The sequence below is a fragment of the Actinoplanes sp. NPDC049265 genome, from assembly GCF_043197135.1.
In the GTDB taxonomy this organism is placed as follows: domain Bacteria; phylum Actinomycetota; class Actinomycetes; order Mycobacteriales; family Micromonosporaceae; genus Actinoplanes.
Window position 1 is genome coordinate 654158 of record NZ_JBICSP010000001.1, and the last position, 26603, is coordinate 680760.

The window sequence follows — 26603 nt, forward strand, 5'->3', positions numbered from 1 at the left end:
TCAGCAGCCGTATGCAACCAGCCCGGCCACTTACCCCCCGATGACGATACGGCGGATCCCGGTGAGCTTGTCCGGGTCCGTCGTGCGGCGCCCGTCAACCAGGACCTTGACGCCGGGCAGGTCGTCGCTGGTCAGATTCTTGTATTCGGCGTGGTCGGCCTGCAGGATCGCCGCGCCCAGGTCCTGGCCCTCGAACGGCGGCAGGTCGTGGGCCGCGAGCTCCTCGGACGAGTACATCGGGTCGGACACGTAGGGCACCGCCCCGCGCCGCTTGAGCTCCTCGACGGTGCCGAAGACGCCCGAGAACGCCGTCTCCTTGACGCCGCCGCGGTACGAGGCGCCCAGCACCAGCACGCCCACGCCGGTCAGGTCGCCGATGGCCGCGGCCAGCAGGTCGACCGCGTAGGCGGGCATGGCCGCGTTGGCCTCGCGGGCCGCCCGGACGACTGTCGCGTGCGGGTCGTTCCACAGGTAGAGCCGCGGGTAGACCGGGATGCAGTGCCCGCCGACCGCGATGCCGGGCCGGTGGATGTGGCTGTACGGCTGGGTGTTGCACGCCTCGATGACCAGGTTGACGTCCACGTCGATGGTGTCGGCGTACCGGGCGAACTGGTTGGCCAGCCCGATGTTGACGTCGCGGTAGGTCGTCTCGGCCAGCTTGGCCAGCTCGGCCGCCTCGGCCGAGCCCAGGTCCCAGACGCCGTTGGGCTTGTCCAGGTCGGGGCGGTCGTCGAAGTCGAGCACGGCCTGGTAGAACTCGATGCCGCGCTGGGCCGACGCGGCGTCCACGCCACCGACCAGCTTCGGGTACTTGCGCAGGTCGGCGAAGACCCGCCCGGTGAGCACCCGCTCGGGGCTGAACACCAGGTGGAAGTCGCGCCCGGCGACCAGGCCGGAGCCCTCCTCGAGCAGCGGCGCCCAGCGGTTGCGGGTGGTGCCGACCGGCAGCGTGGTCTCGTAGCTGACCAGGGTGCCGGGCTTGAGGCCGCGGGCGATGTCCTTGGTCGCGGACTCCATCCAGCCGAAGTCGGGCTTGCCGTCGCCGTCGACGAACAGCGGCACGACGACCACTACGGCGTCGGACTGCGCGACCGCGGCGGCGGTGTCAGTGGTGGCGGTCAGCAGGCCGGCGTCGACGGCCTCCTTCAGCTTGACGTCCAGGTCGGCCTCGCCGGGGAACGGCACGACGCCCTCGGCGACCTTGCGGACGGTGGGCTCCGACACATCCGCACCGAGCACGGTGTGTCCCTTGGACGCGAACTGGACGGCGAGCGGCAGCCCGATCTTGCCCAGGGCGACGACACAGATCTTCATGCGGGGGTCTTTCCTCCTCGGGGCGGCGCGCGGTCGCGCCGGACGTTAGCGAAGGCCGAGCCGACGCAGGACGTTGCCGGCGAACCGGCGGGGTGTCACAGGGTTGACCACGATGCGTAGTCCGCCGTTGCGGTCGGTGCCGGTGCTGACCGACCACATCCGCAGTCCACGACGGTGCAGGATACGCGCCACCGGACTGCGCTTGCCGCGCACGGTGACCGGAAGGCTGTGGAATTCGCCACCCACGGTACGCACGAACCGGACGGCCCGGTGTTTGCGCTGGTGATCCTGGGCCAGGACGTCGTCAAGCACGAAGTCGGCCCGGATGGTCCGGTCGGGGCGGATCTCGGCCGTGGCGGCCACATGGTCGCCGGCGAAGACCCGGGGCCGCGGCTCGTCGGTGCGGTCCAGGTCGGTGAGCGAGCTGCGCCACTCGACGACCAGGGCTCGCCGGCCGGCGGCGTCGCGTCCCCACTGGACGGTGGCCGGGCCGTCCTGGTGGGCCGGCGGGGCCAGGGTGGCGGTGGCGTCGTACCACTCGTCGGGGTAGGGGCGGGACGGGTCGCGGAAGAACGGGTAGCCGAGGTAATGCCGGTCACCCTCGACGATCACCGGCCGGTTCTTGCCGGCCAGGTGGTGCCGCAGGATCACGACCAGGTCGTCCAGGGTGCCGAACTGGGCGACGCTGACCAGCAGCCGCCGGTGGGCCTCGAGGTTGCGCCGCACGTCGTCAGTGAGGTAGGTCTCGGCGAGCTTGCGGATGCCGTCCCGCACCCGGGTCTGCTCGGCCCGGTCGGAGTCGACGAACCGCTGGTTCAGGACCTTGCTGACCTCCCAGGTGAAGTGCCGGTGCAGGACCCGGTGGCGGGCGGCGGCGTCCGGTATCAGGTCGGCGGCCAGGTCCATCAGGACGGCGGTGTCGCTGAGCAGGTCGTGCAGCGGGGTGCCGTAGGTGATGTTGCTCGAGTCCTTACGGCGTACGGCGTAGTAGAACTTGTAGTCCGAACGCACCGCCACCCGCCGGGCCTTGACCACCGCCTGGATGGTGAACGGCTGGTCGCTCTGCGACCGCAGCTGCTCGGGGTATCGGATGTGGTGCTCCTCCAGCAGCGACCGGCGGAAGAGCTTGGTGTTGGACAGCGCGAACGGCAGTGCCGAGTTGGTCAGGGTCACGTCGTCGCGGTCGCCGGGATCGAAGATCTGCTGGCTGACGAAGCGGCCGCCGGCGCCGACCAGCCGGCCGAGCACGACGTCGGCCTCCAGCTCGTCGGCGGTGCGCACCAGCCGTTCCAGGGCTTCGGGGCCGAGGTGGTCGTCGGCGCCGACGAAGAACACGTACCGGCCGGTGGCTTGTTCCAGCGCGCGGTTGCTGGGTGCTGCCGGTCCGCCCGAGTTGGCCTGGTGGAGCACCGTGATCGTGTCCGGGTAGCGGGCCTGCCAGCGGTCGAGCTCGGCGCCGCTGTTGTCGGTGGAGCCGTCGTCGACGGCGATCACCCGCAGCCGGTCGAGCCCGATGGTCTGCCCGACCAGCGAGGTCAGCGTCTCGCGGAGGTAGGGCATGGTGTTGTAGACGGCGACGATCACCGTCACGTCGGGTGTCCGGGGGCTCATGACGCGACCTGCCCGTTCGGCAGCGGCTCGGGCAGGGACAGATCGGTGCCGACCACGATCGAGGGGTTGCGCCGGGACAGGCCCCAGCCGACGGTCACGCCGGCCAGGCCGTAGACGACGACCCGCCGGGTGTGCTGGAGGTCGAGGTGCGACAGCACCCGGCGGCGGACGATCTTCCACATGATCCGGGGCCGGACCACCGAGTAGTACGGGTTGTAGAGCCGGCCCTGGACCCGGTCGGCGACGTACTTGTGGCCGCGCTGCGCGGTGATCGCCAGCGCCTCGGGCCGGGGGTCGGGCACGTCTCGCGCCCGGGCTCGCAGGAAGCCCAGCACGCGCCGGGGGAAGCCGCGCACCACCACGTGCTGGGTGCGGTGCGGAAGCCGGCGGTCTTCGACCTCGCCGACGCCGTGCACCGTGACGCCCGGGTCGTCGTCGAACCGGCTGTAGCTGTCCGGGTGAAGGGTGATCACGTCCACCGCGTAGCCGCGTTCGCGCACCTGGGAGACGTAGTGCCGGGCGATCCGCGGGTTGGGCGGATTGATCGCCACCAGCGTCACCCGATCGGTCTCGGACGTGGTGAGCGGCAGTTCCCCGACCGGCGGATCGTCGGCCTCGATCGCCGACGGGTGGACCAGCACGTCGCGGTAGACCTCGCGCAGCCGCGCGCCGACCGCTTCGCGGCCATAGCGTTCCCGGAGCTGGGTGCGGGCCTCGGTCAGGTCCAGGCCGTCCCACGTCTCGACGAGCTTGTGGTACGCCCGGACGATGTCGCCGGGGTCGGTGGTGACCTCGAACAGCTGCCCGGCGATGTGGTCGAGCCCGTGCAGCGTCTCGGCCGGGCCCTGGCTGCGGGCGACCAGCACCGGCGTCTCGGTGGCGACAGCCTCGACGATCGTCATCCCGAACGTCTCCGACGTGCTGGCGTGGGTCAGCAGGTCGTGCTCGTGCAGCAGTCCGGTGACCTCCTCGGGCCGAACCGGTGGCCGCTGCGTGACCCGGTCACCGAGCCCGAGCTCGGCGATCCGCCGGCGCAGCTGGTCCTCGATCTTGCCGTTGCCGACCAGGGTCAGCATCACCCGGTCGTCCTCGGCGGCCACCGTGGCGAACGCCTCGAGCAGTGTGTGCACGCCCTTGTGCTCGAGCATCCGGCCGACGTAGAGCCAGCGCAGCGGGGCCGCGGGCGGGGCCGGGCGGACAGCGAACTGGTCGAAGTCGACCGGGTTGGGTACGACCGAGAGCTTCCCTTCGTACTGTGGGAACTTCTCGGCGATCTGGTCGAGCAGGGCCCGGCCGACGCAGAGCACCCGGTCGGCGCGGGCGAGCATGTCGCCGTAGGCGTTGCGGGACGCCCGGTGCTCGAAGATCCGGTCCAGGAACGTGGCGTGCTCGGTCACGATGATCTTGGCGTCATCGGCGGCCAGCGCGGCGGCCACCACGCCCGCGTAGTGCCCGGTGTGCGCGTGGATCACCGGCGCCTCGAGCCGGCCGGTGGGCAGCGCCTCGGCCAGCCGCTCGACCTGCGCCCGCCCCCAGGTGGCCCAGCTGCCGTTGGTCTGCTGCGGCACGATCGCCCGGGTCAGCTCGCCCTCCGCGGTGTCCTCGACCACCAGGCTGGGGTCGCGGGCCAGCTCACGCTCGAGGGTGACGCCGATCAGCTTGCCGGTCACGCCCTTGGGTGAATAGAACCAGTTCTCCGCGTGCAGCGTGGTGATCGTGCCGGCCTCCTTACCGACCGCCTCGGTGGCGGCCCGGACGAAGGCGCCCGAGAAGGGGTCGTTGGACGACGGGTACCACGGGGTGACGACCGTGACGTCCGCCGCCGCCGAGGGCTTGCGGTCGGGATCGAGCACCAGGTCGGGCCGGATCTCCAGCCCGGGGAACTGCCGGCGGGCGGCGTCCGCGACCGGTGTCGCCTCCGGGTCGCCGGCGATCAGCAGGCCGGCCCCGGCCAGCAGCCCGCGCCGCGAGAACAGCAGCTTGCGCGCGGCCCGCAGTGCCTTGGCCGGATCGGCCGAGCCGACCTTGTGGAGGGTGACACCGGGCACCTCGACGCCGGACCATTCCGACCGGTCGGCCACCACCAGTTGCACCGTCCGGCCACCGGCCGCCAACTCGGCGGTGATGGTTCGGGCGGCCCGGATCCGGCGCGCTCCCAGCGCGACGTATATGACCGGGGAAGTTGGGGTGGTCAACCTGAACACTCCTTCGCGTGAATATGCGGCGTGGGACCCGGCGACGCGTACCGGAGTCCGCGGCGGCTAACAGTATGGTGCCCTCTCCAGCACGCTGCCGCCCCCTTCCGCGCGGGCGGCCGGGACATCCTCCCACCCTGCGCGAAACACGAGCCGAGGAGCATATTCGTGAAGGTTCTGAGTGTCGTGGGCGCCCGCCCGCAGCTGGTGAAGCTGGCGCCGATCGCGGCGGCGTTCGCCGGGACCGAGCACGAGCACGTCATCGTGCACACCGGCCAGCATTACGACGCGAACCTGTCCGACGTGTTCTTCACCGGGCTGGGCATCCCCGACCCGGACGTGCACCTGGGCGTCGGCTCGGGCAGTCACGGCGTGCAGACCGGTGCGGTGCTCAGCGCGCTGGACCCGGTGCTGGAGCGGGAGCGGCCCGACTGGGTGCTGGTCTACGGCGACACGAACTCCACACTGGCCGGCGCGCTCTCCGCGGTGAAGCAGCACATCCGGGTGGCCCACCTGGAGGCCGGGCTGCGCTCGTTCAACCGGCGGATGCCCGAGGAGCACAACCGAGTACTCACCGACCACGCCGCCGACCTGCTGCTCTGCCCGACCGAGGAGGCCATGCGGCACGCCGCCGACGAGGGCCTGGCCCCGCGGTCGGTGCTGGTCGGCGACGTGATGGTCGACGTCTGCCTCCAGGTGCGCGACGACGTCCTGACCGGCGCCGGGATCGCGCCCGAACTGCCCGCCGGCATCGACCCGGAGCAGCCGTACCTGCTGGCCACACTGCACCGGGCGGAGAACACCGACGACCCCGAACGGCTCTCGTCCCTGCTCGACGCGCTGGCCGGGCTGCCCGTACCGGTCGCCCTGCTCGCCCACCCGCGCCTGGTCGCCCGGGCCGCGAAGTTCGGTCTCAAGCTCGACCAGGGCGCGCTGCGCTCGGGCCGGCCGCTGCCGTACGCCGCGATGGTGGCCGGCGTGCTCGGCTCGGCCGGCGTGGTCACCGACTCCGGTGGCCTGCAGAAGGAGGCCTACCTGCTCGGCCGCCCGTGCACCACGCTGCGGCCGGAGACCGAGTGGCCGGAGACGCTGGCCGGCGGCTGGAACCACCTGGTGCCCGACCCGTGGACGCTCGGGGCCGACTGGGCCTCGCTGGCCACCCGGCCGGCGCCGGAGGCCGAGCGCGGAGCGCCGTACGGCGACGGGCACGCCGCCCGGCGGGTCGTCGACGTCTTACACCGGAGCTGACGGGACCCCGTGGCCACACCCCTCCCCGTACCGGTCGCGGTCGTCACTCCCTGGTACCCGGGCGCCGATCACGCGTTCCGCGGTGCGTTCGTGCGGGCCATGGTCGACGCCACCGCGCCCGGTGTCGACCTGACCGTCTACCACTGCGAGGAGTGGGGACACCGGCTGGCCGGCGGGCCGATCGAGGCCGCGTACCAAGGCCTGCTGAGCCGGACCCACCGCCCGCCGCGCGCGACACCCACGGCCGGCGGCGCCCGGCTGATCCACACTCCGGTGACGCTGACGGTGAGCCCGGGCTACGCCGCGATCGGCCGGCGGCACGCCGAGACGCTGAGCGCGGTGCTGGACGGCCGGCCGCTGCCCGCGCCGGTCGTCCACGCCCACGTCGGCCTGCAGGGCGGCTGGGGCGCGCTGCGGAACAAGGCGCCGGACGCCCGGCTGTTCGTCACCGAGCACGCCACCTTCCTCGGCGGGGTGCTGGCCCAGCCCGAGGCCCGCGCCATGTACGACGAGCTGCTGACCGAGTGCGCCGGCTTCTTCGCGGTCGGCGCGGCGGTCAGCGACCCGCTGATCAAGGCGTTCCCGCACCACCGGGACAAGATCCAGCTGATGCCCAACCCGGTGTCGTTCGACGTGCCGCGGCCACGGCCGGTCACCGAGCTGCGCCGCTGGCTCTACGTCGGCAGCCTGACCGAGCGCAAGGGCGTACGCCCGATGATCGAGGCGTTCGGCCGGTGCCGGGCCGAGGACCCGACGCTGGAGCTGACCCTGGCCGGCGACGGCGAGCTGCGCCGCCCCCTCGCCCGCGAGGTCGGGGAGCTGGGCCTGACCGGCGCGGTCACGTTCCTCGGGCTGCAGCCACCGGACCGGGCGCTGGAGCTGATGCGCGAGCACGACCTGCTGGTGCACAACAGCCGGTTCGAGACGTTCGGCATGACCATCGTCGAGGCCGCCGCGGCCGGGCTGCCGGTGCTGGTCACCCGCTGCGGCGGCCCGGAGGAGACGCTGGCCGGGGTCGAGTCGGACGCCGGCGAGATGGTCGACGTCGAGGAGGCGAGCGACGCGCTGGTGGCCGGTTACCGGCGGCTGCGCGACCGGTTCCCGGCCGGGATCGACCTGGCCCGGTCCCGGCGGGCGCTGGAGAGCCGGTACGGCTACGCCGCCACCGCCGAGGCGCATCACCGCGCCTGGTTCGGTGACCCCGCATGAGGGAACACGTGCTGTTCCTGGCCGAGGGCGGCACCCGCAAGCGCGCGGCCGCCGTCGACGCCGCCCGCGTGCTCGAGGCCGGCGGCCGGGCCACGCTGGTCGTCCGGGACTTCGCGGCCTGGTCGGACGAACGGCTCGACCCGCGGATCCAGGTCATCGACGTGGACCGGCTGGAGAAGCGGTACGGCTGGATGCGGGCCGAGCAGATGCTGCTGGTCCGCGTTCCCCGCCTCGCCTTCCGGATCGCCGCCCGGGGGCGGGCCCGGGCCTGGTCCCAGCGCGCCGCGAGCGCCTGGGAGCGCCGCGTCGCCACCCCGCTGCACGAGCGCCGATTCCTTCCGTTGCTGCGCCGCCGTCACGCGGCGCGTCCACCGGCGTTGATCCGTCAGCAGCTCGGAGCGGCCACCGAGGTCGATCTGCTGGTGGTCACCGACCCGGCGTCCATGCCGGCCGCGGTGGCCTACCTGCGGAGCCACGACGTGCCCGGCGTCGCCTACAGCCTGGACACCGCCCCGGCGAGCTCGAAGGGAGAACGATGACCACCTGTCCGCGCGTCCTCTATCTGTCGTTCTACTTCCCGCCGTCCCGGGCCAGTGGTGTCTACCGGGCCCGGGCCACCGCCAACCACCTGGCCGTCGCGGGCTGGGACGTCACGGTCTTCGCGGCCCCGCTGAAGTTCCTGTACGAGGCGATCGGCTCGGTCGACGAGAAGCTGGCCGAGACCGTCGACCCGCGGGTGCGCGTCGAGCGGCCGTGGCTGAGCCAGTTCGTCTGGGCCAGCGACATCCGCGAGTTCAGCCGGTTGCGGCGCAACTCGCCGATGCTCGCCCTGGCGCTCTACAACAAGACGCAGCGGTTCTTCCCCGAGCACTACCACTCATGGGGCATGGCGTCGGTGGCCAAGGCGCTACGGATGCACGCCCGGCGGAAGTTCGACGTGGTGGTGGCCACCGGCAACCCGTTCGCCGCGTTCGCCGCGGCGTACCTGATCAACAAGTTCACCGGGGTGCCGTACATCGTGGACTACCGCGACGCGTGGACGCTGGACCTGTTCGAGGACCGGCCGCTCTTCCCGGCCGGGCACGGCGCCTGGGCCTGGGAGAAGCGGGTGCTGCGGCAGGCGTCGGCGGCGATCTTCGTCAACGAGGCGCTGCGGCAGTGGCACGCCGAGCGGTACCCGTCCGATGCCGGCAAGATGATGATCGTCCCGAACGGCTGGGACCCAGACGTGCTCGAGGAGGGCGCGGCGACGCACCGGTCGGTGCCACCGCTGCGGTTCTCGTACGTCGGCACGCTCACCCCGGCCCAGCCGGTACGCGAGATGGTCGAGGCGTTCGTCGAGGCGCGCAACCATCCGTCGCTGGCCGGCGCCACCCTCAACCTCTACGGCCACCTGGGCTTCTTCCGTTCCGGGCAGGGCCGGCTGATGCAGGCGATCGGCATCGACGAGGACAATCGGGTGGGTGGTGCCGACACCGGCATCGTCTACCGTGGCCCGGTGTCCAAGACCGAGGTCGCGCACACGTACGCGGAGAGCGACGTCCTGGTGTTCCTGGCCGGTGGGGCCAAGTACGTGACATCCGGCAAGATCTTCGAGTACATGGCCAACGGCAAGCCGATCGTGTCGGTGCACGCCCCCGGCATCGCGGCGGCCGAGGTGCTGGCCGGCTACCCGTTGTGGTTCAACGCCGACAGCCTCGACCCGGTCGACGTGGCCCAGGCCATGATCGCCGCGGGCAAGGCGGCCGAGGACCTGACCCCCGAGACGCGCGAGAGGGCGCTGGCCCACGCAAGGCGGTTCACCCGCGACCGCGTCCTGATCCCGTTCGAGCAAAAGCTCCGCGCGCTCGTCGCCGAGCGCGGCTAGTCGCTCGTCAGGATTTCGGTCAGGGCGCTGAGCAGCGGCTCCGGCAGGTCGAGGGTCTGCAGGCCGGCCAGCTTGGTGAGATCGTCGGTGTCGCCGCCGAGGACGGTCCAGGCGGCCAGCTTGCCCTCGTGTTCCCACTGGGCGCGGGCCAGGAGGTCGAACAGCCGGTCGGCCGGTGCGGCGCCGGCTCGTACCGGGATCCGCAGTTCCGTGTCGACCGGCGCGTCCTCGACGGTCACCGCGGCACCGCCGGGCACCCGGACCGTCCAGGTGCGGCGGGCCGGCACCACGGCCGGGGCCGAGGCGGGACCGACGGTCACCGTCCGTGCGGCGTCATCCCAGATCAGCGGGGTACGGGAGACCACGTCGCCGTCGTCCTCGACCAGTTCCCGCGTGCCGTCCGCACCGGGCACGACCAGCAGCTCCAGAGTGGACGGATGGGTGTCGGCGCGGGTCACGGCGTCCGCCGCCAGGGGCAGCACCGCGCCCGCCCGCAGCAGCACCGGGATCGACTCCTGGTCGCGGTGCAGCCGCAGGTGCCGGCCGCCGGGCCCGGCGCGGTAGGTCGTACCGGTGAAGATGTCGGCCCAGACCCCTTCGGGCAGCCACGCCCGGACCGAACCCATCAGCGTCGTCGCGTCGGCCGGCTCGGTGATCGGGGCGACCAGCAGCGAGTCGCCGAACAGGAACTGGTTCGGCACCTCGTACGCGGCCTCGGTCTCCGGATGCTCCCAGTACATCGGCCGGACCAGCGGGTCGCCCGCGGCCGCCCGGTGGTTCATGGTGTGCAGGTGCGGGACCAGGCGGTGCCGGAACCGCAGCGCCGCCCCAAGCGCATCCCGAGCCGGTTGCGGATACGCCCACGGCTCCTTCTGCAGGAACGGGTTCGACGACGAGTGCAGCCGGTTGATCGGCGAGAAGACCCCGAGCTGGATCCAGCGGACGGTCAGCTCGTCGTCGCGTACCCCGAAGAGGTGCCCGCCGACGTCGTGGCTCCACCAGCCGTACCCGATGTTGGCCGCGGTGGCCGTGAAGTATGGCTGGAACCGCAGCGACGCCCAGCTGATGATCGCGTCGCCGCTGAACCCGACCGGGTAGCGGTGGCTGCCCGGCCCGGCGTAGCGGGAGAAGATCAGCCCGGCCCGGGAGTCGGCGAAGTGCAGGTGGTTGAGCATCCACAGCGGGTCGACGCCGGGCACGTTGGAGAGCTGCCCCTGCTGCCAGTCGATCCACCAGAAGTCCACGCCCTGCCGCTCCAGCGGGCGGTGCAGCACGTCGAAGTACGCCTCGGCGAACCGCTGGTCGGTGATGTCGAACGGCACCCCGACGTCGGCCGCCGGATCGACACCGAGGGCGGCGGCCATCGCCGGGAACGCGTCCTCGAACGGCTGCACCCCCTCGTGCGGGTGCAGGTTGAGCGTCACCCGCAGCCCACGCCGGTGCAGCTCGGCCAGGAACGCCTCCGGGTCCGGGATGAGTGACCGCTCCCAGCTGTAGCCGGTCCAGCCGGTGCCGTACCGCGGCGGGACCGACCCGACCCGGTGCCAGTCCATGTCCAGCACGGCCACCGAGAACGGCACCCGCTCGGCGTCGAACCGGTCCATCAGCTCGACGTATTCCTCCGTGCTGTACGCGTGGTAGCGGCTCCACCAGTTGCCCAGGGCCCACCGGGGCAGCACCGGTGGCGCCCCGGACACCGCGTAGAGGGCCCGGACCGCCTCCGGATAGTCGTGACCGTAGGCGAACACGTACACGTCGCGCCGGCCGGCCACCCGCGGGCCGATCCAGCCGTCCGCGGTGAACAGGAACGACTCGCTGTCGTCGAGCACCGCGATGCCGTCCCGGGCGATCACGCCGCCGGCCAGCGGGATGGCGCCGTCCGCGTCGTCGAGGGTCCGGCCGGTGCCGCCCAGGGTGCGCGGCGTCGTGCCCCAGCGCCAGGTCGCCCGGTGCTTGCTGATCGCGCCCCGCACCTGGACCGACAGGCCGGCCGGGCTGAACGGCCGGCGGTCCCAGCTCAGGTGCAGCCGCTCGGTGCGGATCTCGAGCTGCTCGTCCGACTCGTGCACGGTGAACGCCGGCGTCGGGTGGTCGCGTCGGAGGGCGAACGTCGACGCGCGGTCCTCGAAGCCGCCGTCGTCGCTCCATTCCAGCCGCAGCAGGCCGTCGAGCAGCACCGTGATCCGCCAGTGGTCCCCGCTGAGCACGGATTCCGGGCGGGCGGCCGGGGCGGATCCGGTCGGAGCGAAGCGTCCTGGCATGGGATCAATCCTTGCCGAAGAACTCCGCGAAGGCACGGGCCGTGCGACGGCCGTCATGGGTTTCCCGGGCGTAGCCGGCCGAGTCGACGCCGATCTTGGCCGTGCCCGACGGGTCGTCGAGCAGAGATTCCAGGACGGTGCCGAGTGTCGCCGGCGTGGCGTTGACGATCGGCGGGTGGACACCGGCGGCGGTGTGTACGCGCTCGTCCAGGTAGCCGACCACGGGCCGCCCGGCGGCCATGGCCTCGACCGCGAACGTGCCGTACGACCCGACCGCGAACTGGTCGACCACGATGTCGCAGGATTTCACCATCGCGCGGATCTCGTCCCGGCCGACCCGCTCGGCCAGCACCAGCTCGACGGCGCCGGAGTCGTGCAGGCGCCGCAGGGTGGGCAGGATCCGGTCGGTGCCCTTGGTCCAGCGCTGCGACGGCCCGTGCAGCACCTTGGGCCGCGGCCGCTCCATCACCGGCACGTCGCTGGTCCAGGCGTCGACGTCGACCACCAGCGGCGCCCAGGTGGCGGTGGGCAGGTCGTCGAGCAGGTCGGGGGTGGTGACGAAGAGCGGCGTCCCGGCGGCCTCGGCGATCCGCCGGTTCTTCTCGGCCCGCGCGGTGTACCGGGGGACGATGCCCGCCGGCGCGTCGTGGAACAGCGAGAACTCGTGGCGTTTCAGGTGCCGGCCCGGGTGCCGGATCTCGCTGCCGTGGGCCAGCAGCGCGACCTCGACCCCGGCCCGCCGCAGCGCCGGCAGGTCACCCTCGATGGTGTCGCCGTTGAAGTAGCCGAAGACCGGCAGGAACGCGTCGACGATCAGATGCGTGTACCGCCCGATGATCCGCCTCATCTGCTCCATCTGGAGTTCGAGCTCGTCCTGGCGGTCGGTTTCGAGGTAGACGTCGGCCGGGAACAGGAACGTCTCCCGGTTGTGCCGCATCGTCACCTCGGCCGAGACGTCCGGGTGATCACGGCAGATCGCCTGGGCGAACGTCGCCATCTGGCCGGCGTAGTTGGCCGGGCCCAGGCCGAGCCGGATCGGCGTGGCCGTCGTCAACGGACGCCACGCGCCCAGCTCGCCCGGCGCGGCCGTGACCGGCTTGGGCGCCGCGGTCTCGTCCACCGCCCAGGACACCTCCGGGCGGGGGCCGGCCGGCTTCCTCGGCGAGATCCTCCGGTACAGGTCGAGCAGGCCGCTGATCTGGTGCTCCCAGGACATCTCGGTGAGCAGCTCGTCGGTGATGTTGGCGACCAGCTCGGCCCGCCGGGCCAGGGCCGTGCGTACGGCCGTGGCGAAGGTCACCGGGTCGTCGGCGGCGAAGACCTCGCCGACGTCGTGCTCGCGGGTCGCGGCGCCCAGCGTGCGCACGTCGCTGGCCACGATCGGGACGCCGGCGTGCAGATATTCGGCGAACTTGGTGGGCAGCGAGATCTCGTAGTTGAGGGTGCGCTGCGAGCAGATCAGGCCGAGGTCGGCCGAGGAGAGATAGTCGGGTACGGCGTACTGCGGCACGTAGGGCACCACGTGCACGCGGTCGCGGACGCCCAGCTGCCCGGCGCGATCCAGCAGCTTCCGCCGTTCCGGGGTGTCCCGGCCGGAGACGATGGCCAGATGCACGCCGGGCAGCTCGGGCAGGGCGGTGACGGCGGTGCCGAGCCCGCGTTCGGGCGCGAGCCAGCCGGAATAGACCAGCAGCGGTACGTCGTCGGGGAGGCCGCAGTTCGCGCGTACCGAAGGCTTGGGATCGGTCTTGCCGACCGCCTCGCGGATCGGCGTGTTGCGCACCACCACCGGGGTCTCGCGCAGCCGGTAGTCGTCGCGCAGCAGCTCGGCGATCTCCGGTGACACCGTCACGACCCCGTCTGCCTGCCTGAGGAACTCCTTCTCGACCTGGCGATAGGCCCGCGCCTCGGCCGGCTTCCACGAGTCGATGCCGGGCACGTACTCGTGGGCGTCGTAGAGCCAGCCGACCTTCTGGCCACGCGCCCGCATCCGGGCCACGCTCAGCCCAGCCGTGTGGATCATCGTGATGTCGTTGGCGTGGATCAGATCGGGCCGCAGCTCCTCGATCACCGGGCCGAAGACCAGATCGAGGTCGACCAGCGGCGGCCAGTCCCGCCGCCAGTTGCCGGTCGGCCGCAAGGTCTGGCCCTGCTCCCAGTAGAACGCCTTGACCCGCAACCGGTGCCACAGGCTGCGGGCGGTGACCACGCCGCCCAGCGCCCGCGCCACCGGCACCGCGGCCGGGCCGGCGTCGCGCAGCCGGCCGATCCGCGCCGTCTCGGCCCGCAGCCACGCCTGATGCGCGGCGCGGACCCCGTTCAGTCCCTCGCGGTTGCGGATGTCGGTCTGGGTGAGCAGACGACGGACCGGATGGCCTTTGCTGCGTGCGGCGTAGGTGGCGGTCATCGGCAGCCGGATCACCTTGACCGCGCCCATGACCGACTCGAGCCGGCGGCCATGACGGCCACCGGCTCCGAGCAGAGTCACATCCCATCCGGCCCGGGCCGCGGCGATCGCGGTCTTTTGCACCCGGGAGTCGCCCGTGATGCCGTTGGCCACGATCACCAGCAGGCGCGGCGCCGATGCCGGAGGTGTTGCCATGCGGTGTTGCCTTTCGAGCCCGTGGGAACGGACTCCTATTTGGTCCGGACGTCGACCGTAGCGCCGTCCACAGCCGACCGCAGCACCGCTTCGGCGACTTCCACCGTCCGTGTGCCCTGGCGCAAGGTGACGATGTCGCTCTCCTTGCCCTCGACCGCGTCCCGGAAGCGCTCGTGCTCGACCAGCAGCGGCTCACGCTTCGGGATCGCGTACCGGACCATGTCGCCCTCGGCCACGCCGCGGAACGCCCGGATGGCCTCCCACTCGGTGGTGTTCGCACCGTTGGCGTAGAAGGTCAGGTCGGCGGTGAGCGTGTCGGCGACGAAGCTGCCACGCTCGCCGGTGATGACCGTGGACCGCTCCTTGAACGGGCTCAGCCAGTTGACCAGGTGGTTGGCCATGAGCCCGTCACCGAGCGCGGCCACCGCGGACACCATGTCCTCGTGCGGACGGCCGCTGCGCGACACCGTCCGGGCGGAGACGTTGAGGTAGTCGCGGCCGGTGACCCACGCGGTCAGGTCGATGTCGTGCGTGGCCAGGTCCATCACCACGCCGACGTCGGCGATGCGGCCCGGGAACGGGCCCTGCCGCCGGGTGACCACCTGGTACATGTCGCCGAGCTCGCCGGCCTCGAGGCGGGACCGCAGGCTCTGCAGCGACGGGTTGTACCGCTCGATGTGACCGACGGCACCGACCAGGCCGGCCTTCTCGAAGGCGTCGGCGAGCCGGGTGGCCGCCTCCACCGAGGGGGCCAGCGGCTTCTCGATCAGCGCGTGTACGCCCTCGGCGGCCAGCCGCAGGCCGACCTCCTCGTGCAGCGCGGTCGGGCAGGCCACCATGGCGTAGTCGAGGTTGAGATCGAGCAGCTGGTCGAGGGTCGGCACCACCGGCACGCCGGCCGGGCCGGCCGCACCGGGGGCCGGGTCCATGATGCCGACCAGCTCGACGCCGTCGAGCAGGTTGAGGACGCGGGCGTGGTTGCGTCCCATTGCGCCCAGGCCGATCAGCCCGGCGCGGAGCCCCGCGGTGCCGCTCATGCGCGGGCCGCCACGGTGTTGACGCCCTCGACGACCCGGTCGAGCTGATCCTGGGTGAGGCTCGGGTGGATCGGCAGCGACACGACCTCGGCCGCGGCCTTCTCGGTCTCGGGCAGCTTCCAGTCGCCGACGTTGCCGTCCTTGTCGAGGAACGGCTTCAACCGGTGGATCGGGGTCGGGTAGTAGACCGCGTTGCCGATGCCCAGCTCCTTGAGCCCGGCCTGGAACGCGTCCCGGTCGCCCTGGACCCGGATCGTGTACTGGTGGTAGACGTGCTTGGCGCCCTCGGCCACCGGCGGCACGGTCACGCCCCGCAGGTTGGCGTCGAGGTAGGCGGCGTTGGCCCGGCGCTTCTCGGTCCAGCCGGCCAGCTTGCCCAGCTGCACCCGGCCGATCGCGGCGGCCACGTCGGTGAGCCGCATGTTGGCGCCGACGATCTCGTTCTGGTAGCGCGCCTCCATGCCCTGGTTGCGCAGCAGCCGCAGGGTGCGGGCCACCTCCGCGTCGGGCGTGGTGATCATGCCGCCCTCGAGCGAGTGCATGTTCTTGGTCGGGTAGAAGCTGAAGCAACCGGCGGCGCCGAAGCTGCCGACCGCCTGGCCGTTCAGCGCGGCGGCGTGCGCCTGGGCGGCGTCCTCGACGATGGCCAGGCCGTGCTGCTGAGCCAGCGGCACCAGCCGGTCCATGGCGGCCGGGTGGCCGTAGAGGTGCACCGGCATGATCGCGACGGTCCGCGGGGTGATGGCGGCGGCCACGGCGTCGGGGTCGATGTTGAACGAACCCGGCTCGATGTCGGCGAAGATCGGCTCGGCGCCGACCAGCCGCACCGCGTTGGCGGTGGCCGCGAACGAGAAGGACGGGACGATGATCTCGTCGCCCGGGCCGAAGCCGAGCGCGAGCAGCGCCAGGTGCAGGGCGGACGTGCCGGAGTTCACGGCGACGCAGTGCATGTCACCGGCGACGGGGCTGAACTCCTGCTCGAACGCGGCCACCTCGGGACCCTGCACGACCATGCCACTGCGCAGCACGCGTACGGCGGCATCGATCTCGGCTTCGCCGATCTCCGGCTTGGCGGGTGGGATGGCGTCCTGGGGCCCGGACATGGGGCGTCCTCCAAAATGACGGTCTGTATATCTAGGCGGCGGGAACAGTACCTCATCCGAGCAGGCCCACTGCCTGTGGTGACGGTTGTCGCCGGATCGACGGAGCGTGGCGGACGATGTCCACTTCGGGTATTACAACGGCTGGGGACCCCGAGGGGAAATGGAGAAGGTCGCCACCGTGCGGAAACGCACGGCGGATGTGACGAATTCGACTTCGGCCGGAAATCCCGCGTTCGCGGAAAGTTCAGCCGATCAGAACCTCGGCATGCCGCCGAACTGGCGGTCACCGGCGTCACCGAGGCCGGGGACGATGTACTTCTTCTCGTTCAGGCCCTGGTCGATCGACGCGGTGATCAACCGCAGCGGCAGGCCCGACTGTTCCAGCTTGTTGATGCCCTCCGGGGCGGCCAGCACGCAGCAGATGATGATGTCGTCGCACCCGCGCTCGGCCAGCAGCCGGCAGCAGTGCACCAGCGAGCCGCCGGTGGCCAGCATCGGGTCGAGGACCAGCGCCGGCATCGCGCTCATGTCGCCCGGCAGCGACTCCATGTAGGCCCGGGGCTCGTAGGTCTCCTCGTCGCGGGCCAGCCCGACGAAGCCCATCGACGACTCGGGCAGCAGGGCCAGCGCCGAGTCGGCCATGCCCAGGCCGGCCCGCAGTACCGGGACGATCAGCGGCGGGTTGGCCAGCCGGGCGCCCTCGGTCGGTGCCACCGGCGTGGTGATCGGGAACTTCTCGATCGCGAACGAGCGCGCGGCCTCGTACACCAGCATGGTGGTGAGCTCGTGCAATGCGGCGCGGAAGGCGCCGCTGTCGGTCTCCGCCGCGCGCATCGCGGTCAGCCGGGAAAGAGCGAGCGGGTGATCCACCACGAGTACGTCCACGCTGATCAACCTAGGGTCTGACTGGTGGATCAGCCAAGTGCGAGGCGCGGTCCAGAGTGTGGCTGACATCCGGCGCAAGGCGCCCGAATACCGGTGTTGTATTCGGGTGTTTTGCGGCGGCTGTCAGGCGCGCTCCGGACCACGCCTCGCACTTGGCTGATCCACCAGTCAGACCCTCGTGGTTCGTTCGGAGATCACCCGCAGTGACCGCGCGTAGAATCCGTCTCATGACTGCCACGCTCCACCCGACCGCGTCGTTACGCTCGGTTTTGCACGGTTTGCCCGGCGTGGACAAGGTCGGCGTCGAGGCCCGGGCGGCGTCCCTCGGCACCCGATCGATCAAGACCACCAGCAAGGCCGCGGCCATCGACCTGGCCATCCGGATGGTCGACCTGACCACCCTCGAGGGCGCCGACACCACCGGCAAGGTGCGTGCGCTGGCGGCCAAGGCGGTCCGCCCCGACCCCGCCGACCCGGCCTGCCCGCACGTCGGCGCGGTCTGTGTCTACCCGGCCATGGTCCCCGCCGTGGCCGCCGTCCTGCGCGGCTCCGGGGTGCACCTGGCCAGCGTGGCCACCGCCTTCCCGTCCGGTCAGGCGCCGCTCGAGGTCAAGCTGGCCGACACCCGCGACGCGGTGGCCGGCGGGGCCGACGAGATCGACATGGTGATCAGCCGGGGCGCCTTCCTCTCCGGCGACTACCAGCACGTGTACGACGAGATCGTCGCGGTCAAGGAGGCCTCCGGCCCGGCCCACCTCAAGGTCATCCTGGAGACCGGCGAGCTGGGTACGTACGACAACGTCCGCCGCGCCTCCTGGCTGGCCATGCTGGCCGGCGCCGACTTCATCAAGACGTCCACCGGCAAGGTCCCGGTGGCCGCCACCCTCCCGGTCACGCTGATCATGCTGGAGGCGGTCCGCGACTTCCGCGCCCAGACCGGCCGCCAGGTCGGCGTGAAACCGGCCGGCGGCATCCGCACCAGCAAGGACGCCATCAAATATCTGGTCCTGGTGGCCGAGACGGCCGGCGACGACTGGCTCAGCCCGGACTGGTTCCGGTTCGGCGCCTCGTCCCTGCTCAACGACCTGCTCATGCAGCGCACCAAGCTCAAGACCGGGCACTACGCCGGCCCCGACTACTTCACGCTGGACTGATCATGTCCTTCCTCGAGTACGCCCCCGCTCCCGAGTCCCGCTCGATCGTCACCATCGAGCCGTCGTACGGCCTGTTCATCGACGGCGAGTTCGGCCCCGGCAAGGCGAGCTTCAAGACCGTGAACCCGGCCACCGAAGAGGTGCTGGCCGACGTGGCGCTGGCCGGGCCCGAGGACGTCGACCGGGCCGTGGCGGCCGGCCGCCGCGCGTTCCCGGCCTGGTCCGGCCTACCCGGCACCGAGCGCGCCAAATACCTGTTCCGGATCGCCCGGATCCTCCAGGAGCGGTCCCGCGAGCTGGCCGTGCTCGAGTCGCTCGACAACGGCAAGCCGATCAAGGAATCCCGCGACGTCGACCTCCCGCTGGTCGCGGCCCACTTCTTCTACTACGCGGGCTGGGCCGACAAGCTCGAGTACGCCGGCTTCGGCCCGTCCCCGCGCCCGCTCGGCGTGGCCGGTCAGGTCATCCCGTGGAACTTCCCGCTGCTCATGCTGGCCTGGAAGATCGCCCCGGCGCTGGCCACCGGCAACACCGTGGTGCTCAAGCCGGCCGAGACCACCCCGCTGTCGGCACTGTTCTTCGCCGACGTGTGCCGCCAGGCCGAGCTCCCCGCCGGCGTGGTGAACATCGTCACCGGCGCCGGTGACACCGGCCGCTACCTGGTCGAGCACCCCGATGTGAACAAGGTCGCGTTCACCGGCTCGACCGAGGTGGGCCGGCAGATCGCCCGCTCGGTGGCCGGCACCGGCAAGCGGCTGACGCTGGAGCTGGGCGGCAAGGCGGCCAACATCGTCTTCGAGGACGCGCCGATCGACCAGGCGGTCGAGGGCATCGTCAACGGCATCTTCTTCAACCAGGGCCACGTCTGCTGCGCCGGGTCGCGCCTGCTGGTGCAGGAATCCCTGTTCGACGAGCTGATGGAGTCGCTGAAACGCCGGATGGCGACGCTGCGGGTCGGCGACCCGCTGGACAAGAACACCGACGTCGGCGCGATCAACTCGGCCGCCCAACTGGCCCGGATCACCGAGTTGACCGAGGCCGGCGACGCCGAGGGCGCGGAACGCTGGTCGCCACCGTGCGAGCTGCCGTCCCAGGGCTTCTGGTTCGCCCCGACGATCTTCACCGGGGTCACCCAGGCGCATCGGATCGCCCGGGAGGAGATCTTCGGGCCGGTCCTCTCGGTGCTGACCTTCCGCACCCCGGCCGAGGCGATCGAGAAGGCCAACAACACGCCGTACGGGCTGTCGGCCGGCATCTGGACCGAGAAGGGTTCGCGGATCCTGGCCGTGGCCGACAAACTCCGGGCCGGCGTGGTCTGGGCCAACACGTTCAACAAGTTCGACCCGACCTCGCCGTTCGGCGGCTACAAGGAGTCCGGTTACGGGCGCGAGGGCGGTCGGCACGGTCTGGAGGCGTACCTTGTCTAAATCGTCTGGGTCCTCCGCGCCGTCCGCAGCACCAGGCGTCGGCAGCGGCATCGCGCGTCTGAAAGTGCGGAAGACGTACAAACTCTTCATCGGGGGCAAGTTCCCGCGCAGCGAGTCAGGACGGACCGATCTCGTGGACGGCGACAACGTGGCCCGCGCCTCCCGCAAGGACGCCCGCGACGCGGTGGTCGCCGCCCGCAAGGCCCAGCCCGGGTGGGCCGGCGCGACCGCGTACAACCGTGGTCAGATCCTCTATCGCGCGGCCGAGATGATGGAGGCGCGGCGGGCCGAGTTCAAACACCTCGGGCTGTCCGGCGGCGAGGTCGACGCCAGCACCGACCGGCTGGTCTGGTACGCGGGCTGGGCCGACAAGCTGGCCCAGGTGACCGGCAACGCCAACCCGGTGGCCGGCCCGTTCTTCAACCTGTCGTCCCCCGAGCCCACCGGCGTGGTCGGTGTGGTCGCCCCGGCGTCGCTGCTCGGCCTGGTCAGCGTCATCGCGCCGGCCGTCGTGACCGGCAACACCGTAGTCGTGATCGCGACCGCGCCGCAGGTGGCCATCACGCTGGCCGAGACCTGGGCCACCTCCGACCTGCCGGGCGGCGTGGTGAACATCCTCACCGGCGATCCGGCCGAGGTGACGCCGTGGCTGGCCTCCCACGACGACGTCAACGCGATCGACCTGACCGGCGTCGCCTCCGCCGACCTGGCGGCCGACCTGGAACGCGAAGCCGCCGGCACGCTCAAGCGGGTGCTGCGCCCGGCTGGTGAAGTGGACTTCTCCGCCGACCCGGGCCTCCGCCCGATGACCGCTTTTCTGGAGACGAAAACGGTCTGGCACCCCAAGGGGTTCTGAACCCGGCCGCACCAAATCGAAGTTTCCAGATTCGGCCGCGCATGGGGACGCCCCGGAAGCCGGATTTGGAACCTCGACTAGGGTGTCTGTGCGCAGAGTCACCCTCATCGTCCGTCAGTAGAGCACCGGAGGTCACCGTGGCCACCCAGTCCGACGAGTCCGAGGCCGCCGCCGGCCTGTCCGGGCGAGAGCTGTGGGACGAGGCTCGCGTCTCCCCGGTGGAAATCGCGATGCCCGGTGGCGTAGGGCTGACCCTGCGGGCGTACCGGAAGTCGTCCGAGCTGACGCCGACCGAGATCGAGACCGACGAGGACGACCCCTTCGAGGCCCGGGAGCGGGCCGCCGCGGCCCGTGCCGCCGCCGACGAGGAAGAGGTCATCGTCGACGACGAGTTCCAGGCGCTGCTGGCCGAGGACGACGACAAGACCAAAAAGTCGGCGGGTACGGCCGATGCCGACGCCGAAGAGCCCGACCCGGCCGACTTCGAGGACGAGCCCGAACCCGAGCCGGAGGACGAGGAAAACCCGATCTTCCTGAGCCACCGGGGCCGGCTGCTCACCTTCAAGACGCCAGAGTCCCTGGTCAGCTTCATTCGTTCGGGTGCTCCGCACGATATGACCCAGTTGGACAGCTGGAGCACTGTTGCCGAGCGGGTACAGTCGTCCGACGTCGACCCCCTTCCCGAGGACCGTTACGAGCTTGACTTGGTCGTGGAGAATCTCCGTGGTGGGCACGACACGTGGGACCTGCCGCTCCTGATTGCGGCGGGCGAGGTGGCCCGTGATCTGGGTCACGCCCTCCGGCTCAAGCCGGTGATCCTGGCACTGGCGCCGGGTTCACCGTTGGACGACCTCGACGAGTCTCTCCGAAAGGCGGAGACCGGCGGTATGGGCGGCTATTTCGGCCGTCGCAGACTGAAGAAAATCGGGGCACAACAGGCAAGTCTCGGCTGGCGCTCGATCATCGGGAAGATCTCTGCCGCTGTGGACTGGCGCGACTGACCCCTTAACAGGGACTATCAGTCTTTGGCACACAACGCAGAATAAGAGGATCGTTCGCGGCGGAGAGATCACGCGCAGCAACCAGGTGGTCGCGTGACTCGACGGGGTCGCGAACAATCCTCACCCGGGGAGGAGGACGACGCCGTGGCGCTCGTGCGCGTGTACTGCGGTCTGGCGTCGGCTGATGAATCGGTGCGGGCCGGCGTGTCCGCATCGCTGACCATCGCCGTGGTGGACGACGCGGGACGACTGCTCGGCGTCCATGAGATCAGCGACGACCCGACGGGTTACGCCCAGCTGGGCTCGCTGCTCGTGGAACGGACATCCGGGTTCGCCGAGGCCGCCGTGGCCGCGGACAGCGACGACCACATGGTCACGTCCCTCCTCACCGCCGCCGGCCGGCCACTCGTCGTGACCGACGACGACGCCACCGACGACTACGCCGAGCGCTTCGCCGACGACGACTCCGTCGAAGAGATGCAGGCCCCGCCGGCCGCCCGCCGGGCCGTCGGCCTGGCCCGGGCGCTGCAGGCCGGGGCGATCGCCGCCGCGACCGTGCCCGCGCCCCGGGAGCTGACCAGCTACAAGCCGATCCTCGCGGCGCACGTGTCGATGCTGGACGGGCGGCACGCCGCCTCCGTCGCGCTGCGCGAAGTGCTCCGCGAGCTCTACCCGGCGGCGCTGCGGGCATACCCCGACCCGGCGCACCCGTTGGCCATGGCCGTGCTCGACGCGCTGCCCGAGCCCGGGCGCCTCGGCGGCCGCGGCAAGGACGCCGAGCAGACCGCCCTTGAGGTGGTCGCCGAGCTCACCCGGGCCGGCGCCGGCACCGAAGACCAGGTGACCGCCGCGGTCACCGCGCTCGTCGTGGCCATCAACGAATCCCCGCGCCGGGGCGGCGTCAACAAGTCGCTCGCCCCCGCGGCCGCCGACGCCGTGCGTTCGGCCATCGGCGCGGTCCGCTCCTCGGACAGCGCCTGCGAGTCGCTGATCGGCACCCTGGCCGCCCGGGTCACCCCGCCGGCCGGCACGGCCCGCCGGTCCGCCGGGGCCCGCCGCGCGGCCGAGCCCGCACCCGTCGCCCCGATCCGCCCGTCGGACACCGGCACCCGGCTCCCGCGCCGCGGCCGTCCCGAGCCCGCCGCCGGAAACGCGCCGGTCACGCCGCACCCGCTGACCAGCCCGCCGGTCGCGCCGGCCCCGATCACTCCGCCGCCGATGGCACCGGCGCCGCTGGCCGGTCGCCCAACCGCGCCGATGCCGGCGGCGGCCGGACTTCCGCCTCAGCAGACCCCGGGGAACCGGCCGGTTTCCGTACCCCCGCCTCCGCCCGGAATGACCCCCATCACACCCGGCGCCCGGCCGGTGTCCCCGGCCGAGTCCGGCCGCGAGTTCCGGCCCACGCTGACCGACGCGGCGATGAGCAAGGCCCGCGCCGAGCGGGCCCGGTCCCGCCCCGGCGCCAACGGGGCCACCGACTACTCGCTGCCGATGCCGGCCCAGCCGCGTGCCGCCGACACTCCGGCCCCGGGCTCCCGCGCCAACTGGCCGCTGATGAACACCAGCGACGACGCCGCCGTGCCGCCGCCCGCCGCGTCAAACGGCAACGGCGCCGGTGACGGCCGAGTCCGCCCGCCGTGGCAGGACATGCCCAAGGAGCCGCCGGCGCTGCGCCTGGTCGACTCGCCCCTGGGCGGCCTGGCCGACGTGCCGGCCGACGTCACAGCGGTCACCGAGCCCCCGCGCCTGAGCCTGGTCGATAACCCACCGGCCCGGCCCAGCGGCATCGGCCGCGGCCCGCGCCGCAACTCGCTGACCGCGCTCGACCGCAGCCTCACGCCGCCGGTGCCCGACGAGGGCGACGGCGACCTGCTGATCTTCGCGGCGGCCCGGTCGGCCTGGTTCACCGGGCACGACGACGCCCCCGACGACCTCGACTGGACCAACCCGAACGACACCGGCTGGAAGGCCGCGGCCAAGGCGGCCACCCCCGCGGTGGCCTCGCAGACCTCGGCCGGCCTGCCCAAGCGGGTGCCGCAGGCCAACCTGGTGCCCGGCTCGCCGCTGCGCGAGCAGCAGCCGGCCCGGATCGTCCGGGACGCGGCGTCCATCGCGGCCCACACCACCGGCTACTTCCGGGGCTGGCGCCGCGGGCAAGAGATCGGCGGCTACGCCATCGGTGGCCGCCCCGGCCGCGAGTCGGCCGGCGGCTGGGACTTCTCCCGCGACGGCCAGCCCGCCGACGACTACCGCAACAGCGCCGGCTACCGCGCCTAGGGTTCCGCCTCGGCCGTGTTTCGCCCTCGGCTGGAGTGCATAACGCGGCCCGAAACGGCTGGCGCGCGGCTGACGTCGCGGGCCAGCATTCCGGCGCTTTGGGGCCTTTCGTCGTGCGCTGACACCGACCAGACCCCGTCCAGGGGGGGTTCGTCGAACGTTTCCGTCGGCTGCGCGAGCCCCTGTCGCTGTCCTTTCGACGACTTCATCCGTACCGGGACCGACCCGCGGCACCGCGCCGGCGTGACCGCTCTGTGGCGCGCCTGCGCCGCGCGGCGACTTCCACCTCCGGGCAAGTAGCACGGGCTCTATTGCGGCGGCTGTGAGCAGTTCTGGGCGCCGCAGGAGCTGTCCGGGGGTTTGGCCAAGCACGGGTCGGGCCGGAGCCGGTGACCGAGCGGAACTGGTTCCTCCGCCTCTCCCGATACCAGGACCGGATCCGGGACCTGATCGAGTCGGACACGTCGCGGATCGAACCGGCCGCCCGGCGACGCGAGGTACTCGAGTTCGTCCGCGCCGGTCTCGACGACATCAGCGTGTCCCGGCCGGCGGACCTGCCGCTGGCACACAAACACCGCGACGGCCATCCGACGGGTACGCCCGAAGCCCTCTCCCCCGACCTGCCGGCCGCCGTGGACCGGGCCGTCGCCGCCTTCGACCTGCGCGCCGCCACGGGCGCGATCCGCGCGGCCGTCACGGCCGTTAGCCAGACCAACGGCGGGCGGCGAATCCGGCGACAGGCAGGCGATGAGTCCGGTCACCGGCGGGTGGCGAATCCGGCGAGTGGCAGGCGGCGAATCCGGCGGGCGGCGAGCGGCGAGCGGCGAATCCGGCGGGCGGCGAGCGGCAGGCGGCGAATCCGGCGGGCGGCGAGCGGCAGGCGGCGAATCCGGCGGGCGGCGAGCGGCGGGCGACGAGCGGCGAGCGGCGAATCCGGCGGGCGGCGAGCGGTGATTGCGGTTACCGGCGCGCGGTTAGTCCGGTCAGCGCGGGTCGCGGCGGCGGGAACGCAGCTGGGCGGCCAGCCGGTCGAGTTCGGCCACGGCCGACGGCGAGTCGTCGCTGAGCCCGCTCTGCACGGCCGTCGGGCTTCGCAGGAAACGCCGCAGCACCGGGACCAGCAAGCCTTCCGGCAGCGTCCGCAACGCGGCGAACGCTCCCGGGACCGTCGGCCCCGGCACAGTGGCCAGGTGCGCCCGCATGGCGCGGAGCATCTCGCGCACCGCGGCCGGATCGTCGGCCAGCGCCACCGGCCCGCCCGCCGCGTGCACCGCCTGCCCGAGCGGCACCTCGAACGCGGCGTGGGTGGTCAGCCAGGCGTCCATCCGCGGCTCGGCCTTGACGTGGAGTCCGGCGGCCCGGAACGCCCCCACGATCCGGTCCAGTCGCGGGGTGGCCCGGCCGTCGGGCTCGCCGATCGGCATCGGCAGCAGGCGGGCCAGACGGCTGACCCGGCGGTAACGGACCACGTCGCCGTCGATCGTGCCGCCCACCACCCCGAAGCCCAGGAGCACCCGCTCGAGGCCGAGCACCGCGCCCAGCGGGGCGAACCCGCCCGCCCAGTTGAGCAGGAACAGGACGTCGCCGCCGACGTCGGCGAGGGACTCCAGTACCGCGTCGACCTGATGGGTGCGGACGAAGACGACGGTCAGGTCGTACCCGTCGGCGGGGTGTTCGACCACCGGAACCGGCACTGTGTGAACGGCCGGGCTGTCCCCCTCGGCCAGCCGCACCCCGTGCCGTCGCAGGGCGGCCAGGCGCTCACCACGGGCCAGGAGTGACACGTCGTGGCCGCCCTCGTGCAGGCGGGCGGCGTGGACGCTGCCGAGGACCCCGGCCCCGTACACGAGTATTTTCATGGCCCCTCATTCATACGTTCGCTTGATTCAAACGAACGTATAGTACGCACTCATGGCGCCACCCGATACCCGCACTCAGCTCCTGGACGCGGCCGAACATCTCTTCGCCGACCGCGGCTACCGCGGCACGTCGATCCGCGCGGTGACCGACCGGGCCGGGGCGAACCTGGCCGCCGTCGGGTACCACTTCGGCTCCAAGGCGGAGCTCCTGGCCGCGGTCGCCCGGCGGGTGATCGAGCCGATCAACGCCGCCCAGGTCGCCGCGCTCGACCGGCTGCTCGCCCGGGACCCCGACCCGTCAGTCGCCGAGCTGGTCGAGGCCTTCGCCGGGCCGCTGTTCGACCGGATGCCGGCCGGTGACGAGAGCGGCGCCCGCACGTCCCGGCTGATCGTGACCATCCTCAGCGACCCGGCCGAGGAGGTACGTAGCTGGACCGGCCCGGCCGAGGCCACGGTGCGCGACCGCTATCTGACCGCCTTCGGGCGCGCGCTGCCCGGCCTGTCCCTGGACGAGTTGTGGTTCCGGATGCGCGGGATGCTCGCGGTGACGGCCGTCGACCGCGTCGAGGTCTACCAGCGGCGCGCCCCGTCCGAGGAGTCCCCGGCGGCGGCCGAGGCGGCCCGGCGCTATGCGATCACGTTTCTGGCGGCGGCGATGAGCGCCCCACCGACGCCGGGCTGACCACGCGAAAGCCCC

Annotated in this window: 20 protein-coding genes; 10 read left to right on the forward strand and 10 right to left on the reverse strand. The window is 72.1% G+C overall.

What is annotated here, in order from left to right:
• Positions 1 to 30: 30 nt before the first annotated feature.
• Genes ACGFIO_RS03200 through ACGFIO_RS03210 form a run of 3 tightly spaced genes read right to left on the reverse strand, consistent with a single transcriptional unit; the run spans position 31 to position 5120 of the window.
• On the reverse strand, positions 31 to 1314 hold the full coding sequence (locus ACGFIO_RS03200) for a nucleotide sugar dehydrogenase (RefSeq protein ID WP_392821313.1): 1284 nt from the start codon (positions 1312 to 1314) through the stop codon (positions 31 to 33).
• Positions 1315 to 1359: 45 nt separating this feature from the next.
• On the reverse strand, positions 1360 to 2925 hold the full coding sequence (locus ACGFIO_RS03205) for a glycosyltransferase (RefSeq protein WP_392821315.1): 1566 nt from the start codon (positions 2923 to 2925) through the stop codon (positions 1360 to 1362).
• Positions 2922 to 5120 (reverse strand): glycosyltransferase, encoded by a 2199-nt coding sequence (locus tag ACGFIO_RS03210; RefSeq protein WP_392821317.1) that lies wholly within the window; start codon positions 5118 to 5120, stop codon positions 2922 to 2924. The genes ACGFIO_RS03205 and ACGFIO_RS03210 overlap by 4 nt, the downstream gene beginning before the upstream one ends.
• Positions 5121 to 5288: 168 nt before the next feature.
• On the opposite strand from ACGFIO_RS03210, the gene wecB reads away from it, so the two are divergent.
• The 4 genes from wecB to ACGFIO_RS03230 are packed head-to-tail and all read left to right on the forward strand — an operon-like array spanning position 5289 to position 9444.
• Positions 5289 to 6368, forward strand: a complete 1080-nt coding sequence (gene wecB / locus ACGFIO_RS03215) for a non-hydrolyzing UDP-N-acetylglucosamine 2-epimerase (protein ID WP_392821319.1) — start codon at positions 5289 to 5291, stop codon at positions 6366 to 6368.
• Between the two features lie 9 nt (positions 6369 to 6377).
• Entirely contained in the window at positions 6378 to 7577 is a 1200-nt protein-coding gene (locus tag ACGFIO_RS03220) for a glycosyltransferase (RefSeq protein ID WP_392821321.1), read from the forward strand.
• Entirely contained in the window at positions 7574 to 8116 is a 543-nt protein-coding gene (locus ACGFIO_RS03225; RefSeq protein WP_392821324.1) for a hypothetical protein, read from the forward strand. The genes ACGFIO_RS03220 and ACGFIO_RS03225 overlap by 4 nt, the downstream gene beginning before the upstream one ends.
• Complete coding sequence (locus ACGFIO_RS03230; RefSeq protein ID WP_392821327.1) at positions 8113 to 9444, forward strand: glycosyltransferase; 1332 nt, start codon at positions 8113 to 8115, stop codon at positions 9442 to 9444. Before ACGFIO_RS03225 ends, ACGFIO_RS03230 begins: the two co-directional genes overlap by 4 nt.
• On the opposite strand, the gene ACGFIO_RS03235 is transcribed toward ACGFIO_RS03230, so the two are convergent.
• From ACGFIO_RS03235 to upp, 5 genes are all read right to left on the reverse strand, one after another.
• On the reverse strand, positions 9441 to 11705 hold the full coding sequence (locus ACGFIO_RS03235) for a TIM-barrel domain-containing protein (RefSeq protein ID WP_392821330.1): 2265 nt from the start codon (positions 11703 to 11705) through the stop codon (positions 9441 to 9443). The genes ACGFIO_RS03230 and ACGFIO_RS03235 overlap by 4 nt on opposite strands.
• A gap of 4 nt (positions 11706 to 11709) precedes the next feature.
• A complete protein-coding gene (locus ACGFIO_RS03240) occupies positions 11710 to 14307 on the reverse strand; it encodes a glycosyltransferase family 4 protein (RefSeq protein ID WP_392821333.1) in 2598 nt (865 codons plus the stop codon).
• Between the two features lie 35 nt (positions 14308 to 14342).
• Positions 14343 to 15344 carry a Gfo/Idh/MocA family protein gene (locus ACGFIO_RS03245; protein ID WP_392821334.1) on the reverse strand — a complete coding sequence of 334 codons (1002 nt, stop codon included), beginning with the start codon at positions 15342 to 15344 and terminating at the stop codon, positions 14343 to 14345.
• Positions 15341 to 16447 (reverse strand): DegT/DnrJ/EryC1/StrS family aminotransferase, encoded by a 1107-nt coding sequence (locus ACGFIO_RS03250; protein WP_392821336.1) that lies wholly within the window; start codon positions 16445 to 16447, stop codon positions 15341 to 15343. The genes ACGFIO_RS03245 and ACGFIO_RS03250 overlap by 4 nt, the downstream gene beginning before the upstream one ends.
• A 252-nt stretch (positions 16448 to 16699) precedes the next feature.
• Complete coding sequence (gene upp / locus ACGFIO_RS03255) at positions 16700 to 17332, reverse strand: uracil phosphoribosyltransferase (protein ID WP_392821338.1); 633 nt, start codon at positions 17330 to 17332, stop codon at positions 16700 to 16702.
• Positions 17333 to 17559: 227 nt separating this feature from the next.
• Here upp and deoC point away from each other — a divergent pair, with 227 nt between their 5' ends.
• From deoC to ACGFIO_RS03280, 5 genes are all read left to right on the forward strand, one after another.
• On the forward strand, positions 17560 to 18486 hold the full coding sequence (deoC, locus tag ACGFIO_RS03260; RefSeq protein WP_392821341.1) for a deoxyribose-phosphate aldolase: 927 nt from the start codon (positions 17560 to 17562) through the stop codon (positions 18484 to 18486).
• A gap of 2 nt (positions 18487 to 18488) precedes the next feature.
• Positions 18489 to 19913 carry an aldehyde dehydrogenase family protein gene (locus tag ACGFIO_RS03265; protein ID WP_392821343.1) on the forward strand — a complete coding sequence of 475 codons (1425 nt, stop codon included), beginning with the start codon at positions 18489 to 18491 and terminating at the stop codon, positions 19911 to 19913.
• Between the two features lie 49 nt (positions 19914 to 19962).
• Positions 19963 to 20769 (forward strand): aldehyde dehydrogenase family protein, encoded by an 807-nt coding sequence (locus tag ACGFIO_RS03270; protein ID WP_392822566.1) that lies wholly within the window; start codon positions 19963 to 19965, stop codon positions 20767 to 20769.
• A 41-nt stretch (positions 20770 to 20810) separates the two neighbouring features.
• Positions 20811 to 21770, forward strand: a complete 960-nt coding sequence (locus ACGFIO_RS03275; protein WP_392821344.1) for a DNA primase — start codon at positions 20811 to 20813, stop codon at positions 21768 to 21770.
• A gap of 93 nt (positions 21771 to 21863) precedes the next feature.
• Positions 21864 to 24047: a transposase gene (locus tag ACGFIO_RS03280; protein ID WP_392821345.1), complete on the forward strand. Its 2184-nt coding sequence runs from the start codon at positions 21864 to 21866 to the stop codon at positions 24045 to 24047.
• A gap of 308 nt (positions 24048 to 24355) precedes the next feature.
• Here ACGFIO_RS03280 and ACGFIO_RS03285 read toward each other — a convergent pair whose 3' ends face one another.
• Together ACGFIO_RS03285 and ACGFIO_RS03290 are read right to left on the reverse strand one after the other, a co-directional pair.
• Positions 24356 to 24808, reverse strand: coding sequence for a hypothetical protein (locus tag ACGFIO_RS03285; protein WP_392821347.1), 453 nt, complete (start codon positions 24806 to 24808; stop codon positions 24356 to 24358).
• Positions 24809 to 25030: 222 nt separating this feature from the next.
• Positions 25031 to 25906, reverse strand: coding sequence for a ketopantoate reductase family protein (locus tag ACGFIO_RS03290; protein ID WP_392821350.1), 876 nt, complete (start codon positions 25904 to 25906; stop codon positions 25031 to 25033).
• Positions 25907 to 25958: 52 nt separating this feature from the next.
• Here ACGFIO_RS03290 and ACGFIO_RS03295 point away from each other — a divergent pair, with 52 nt between their 5' ends.
• Positions 25959 to 26588 carry a TetR/AcrR family transcriptional regulator gene (locus tag ACGFIO_RS03295; protein ID WP_392821353.1) on the forward strand — a complete coding sequence of 210 codons (630 nt, stop codon included), beginning with the start codon at positions 25959 to 25961 and terminating at the stop codon, positions 26586 to 26588.
• Positions 26589 to 26603: the final 15 nt, after the last annotated feature.

Bases quoted from the DNA above. Each gene is read 5' to 3' on its own strand.
- ACGFIO_RS03200 (WP_392821313.1), bottom strand. From the start codon at position 1,314: ATGAAGATCTGTGTCGTCGCCCTGGGCAAGATCGGGCTGCCGCTCGCC.
- ACGFIO_RS03205 (WP_392821315.1), bottom strand. From the start codon at position 2,925: ATGAGCCCCCGGACACCCGACGTGACGGTGATCGTCGCCGTCTACAAC.
- ACGFIO_RS03225 (WP_392821324.1), top strand. From the start codon at position 7,574: ATGAGGGAACACGTGCTGTTCCTGGCCGAGGGCGGCACCCGCAAGCGC.
- ACGFIO_RS03230 (WP_392821327.1), top strand. From the start codon at position 8,113: ATGACCACCTGTCCGCGCGTCCTCTATCTGTCGTTCTACTTCCCGCCG.
- ACGFIO_RS03235 (WP_392821330.1), bottom strand. From the start codon at position 11,705: ATGCCAGGACGCTTCGCTCCGACCGGATCCGCCCCGGCCGCCCGCCCG.
- ACGFIO_RS03240 (WP_392821333.1), bottom strand. From the start codon at position 14,307: ATGGCAACACCTCCGGCATCGGCGCCGCGCCTGCTGGTGATCGTGGCC.
- ACGFIO_RS03245 (WP_392821334.1), bottom strand. From the start codon at position 15,344: ATGAGCGGCACCGCGGGGCTCCGCGCCGGGCTGATCGGCCTGGGCGCA.
- ACGFIO_RS03250 (WP_392821336.1), bottom strand. From the start codon at position 16,447: ATGTCCGGGCCCCAGGACGCCATCCCACCCGCCAAGCCGGAGATCGGC.
- deoC (WP_392821341.1), top strand. From the start codon at position 17,560: ATGACTGCCACGCTCCACCCGACCGCGTCGTTACGCTCGGTTTTGCAC.
- ACGFIO_RS03265 (WP_392821343.1), top strand. From the start codon at position 18,489: ATGTCCTTCCTCGAGTACGCCCCCGCTCCCGAGTCCCGCTCGATCGTC.
- ACGFIO_RS03275 (WP_392821344.1), top strand. From the start codon at position 20,811: ATGGGGACGCCCCGGAAGCCGGATTTGGAACCTCGACTAGGGTGTCTG.
- ACGFIO_RS03290 (WP_392821350.1), bottom strand. From the start codon at position 25,906: ATGAAAATACTCGTGTACGGGGCCGGGGTCCTCGGCAGCGTCCACGCC.
- ACGFIO_RS03295 (WP_392821353.1), top strand. From the start codon at position 25,959: ATGGCGCCACCCGATACCCGCACTCAGCTCCTGGACGCGGCCGAACAT.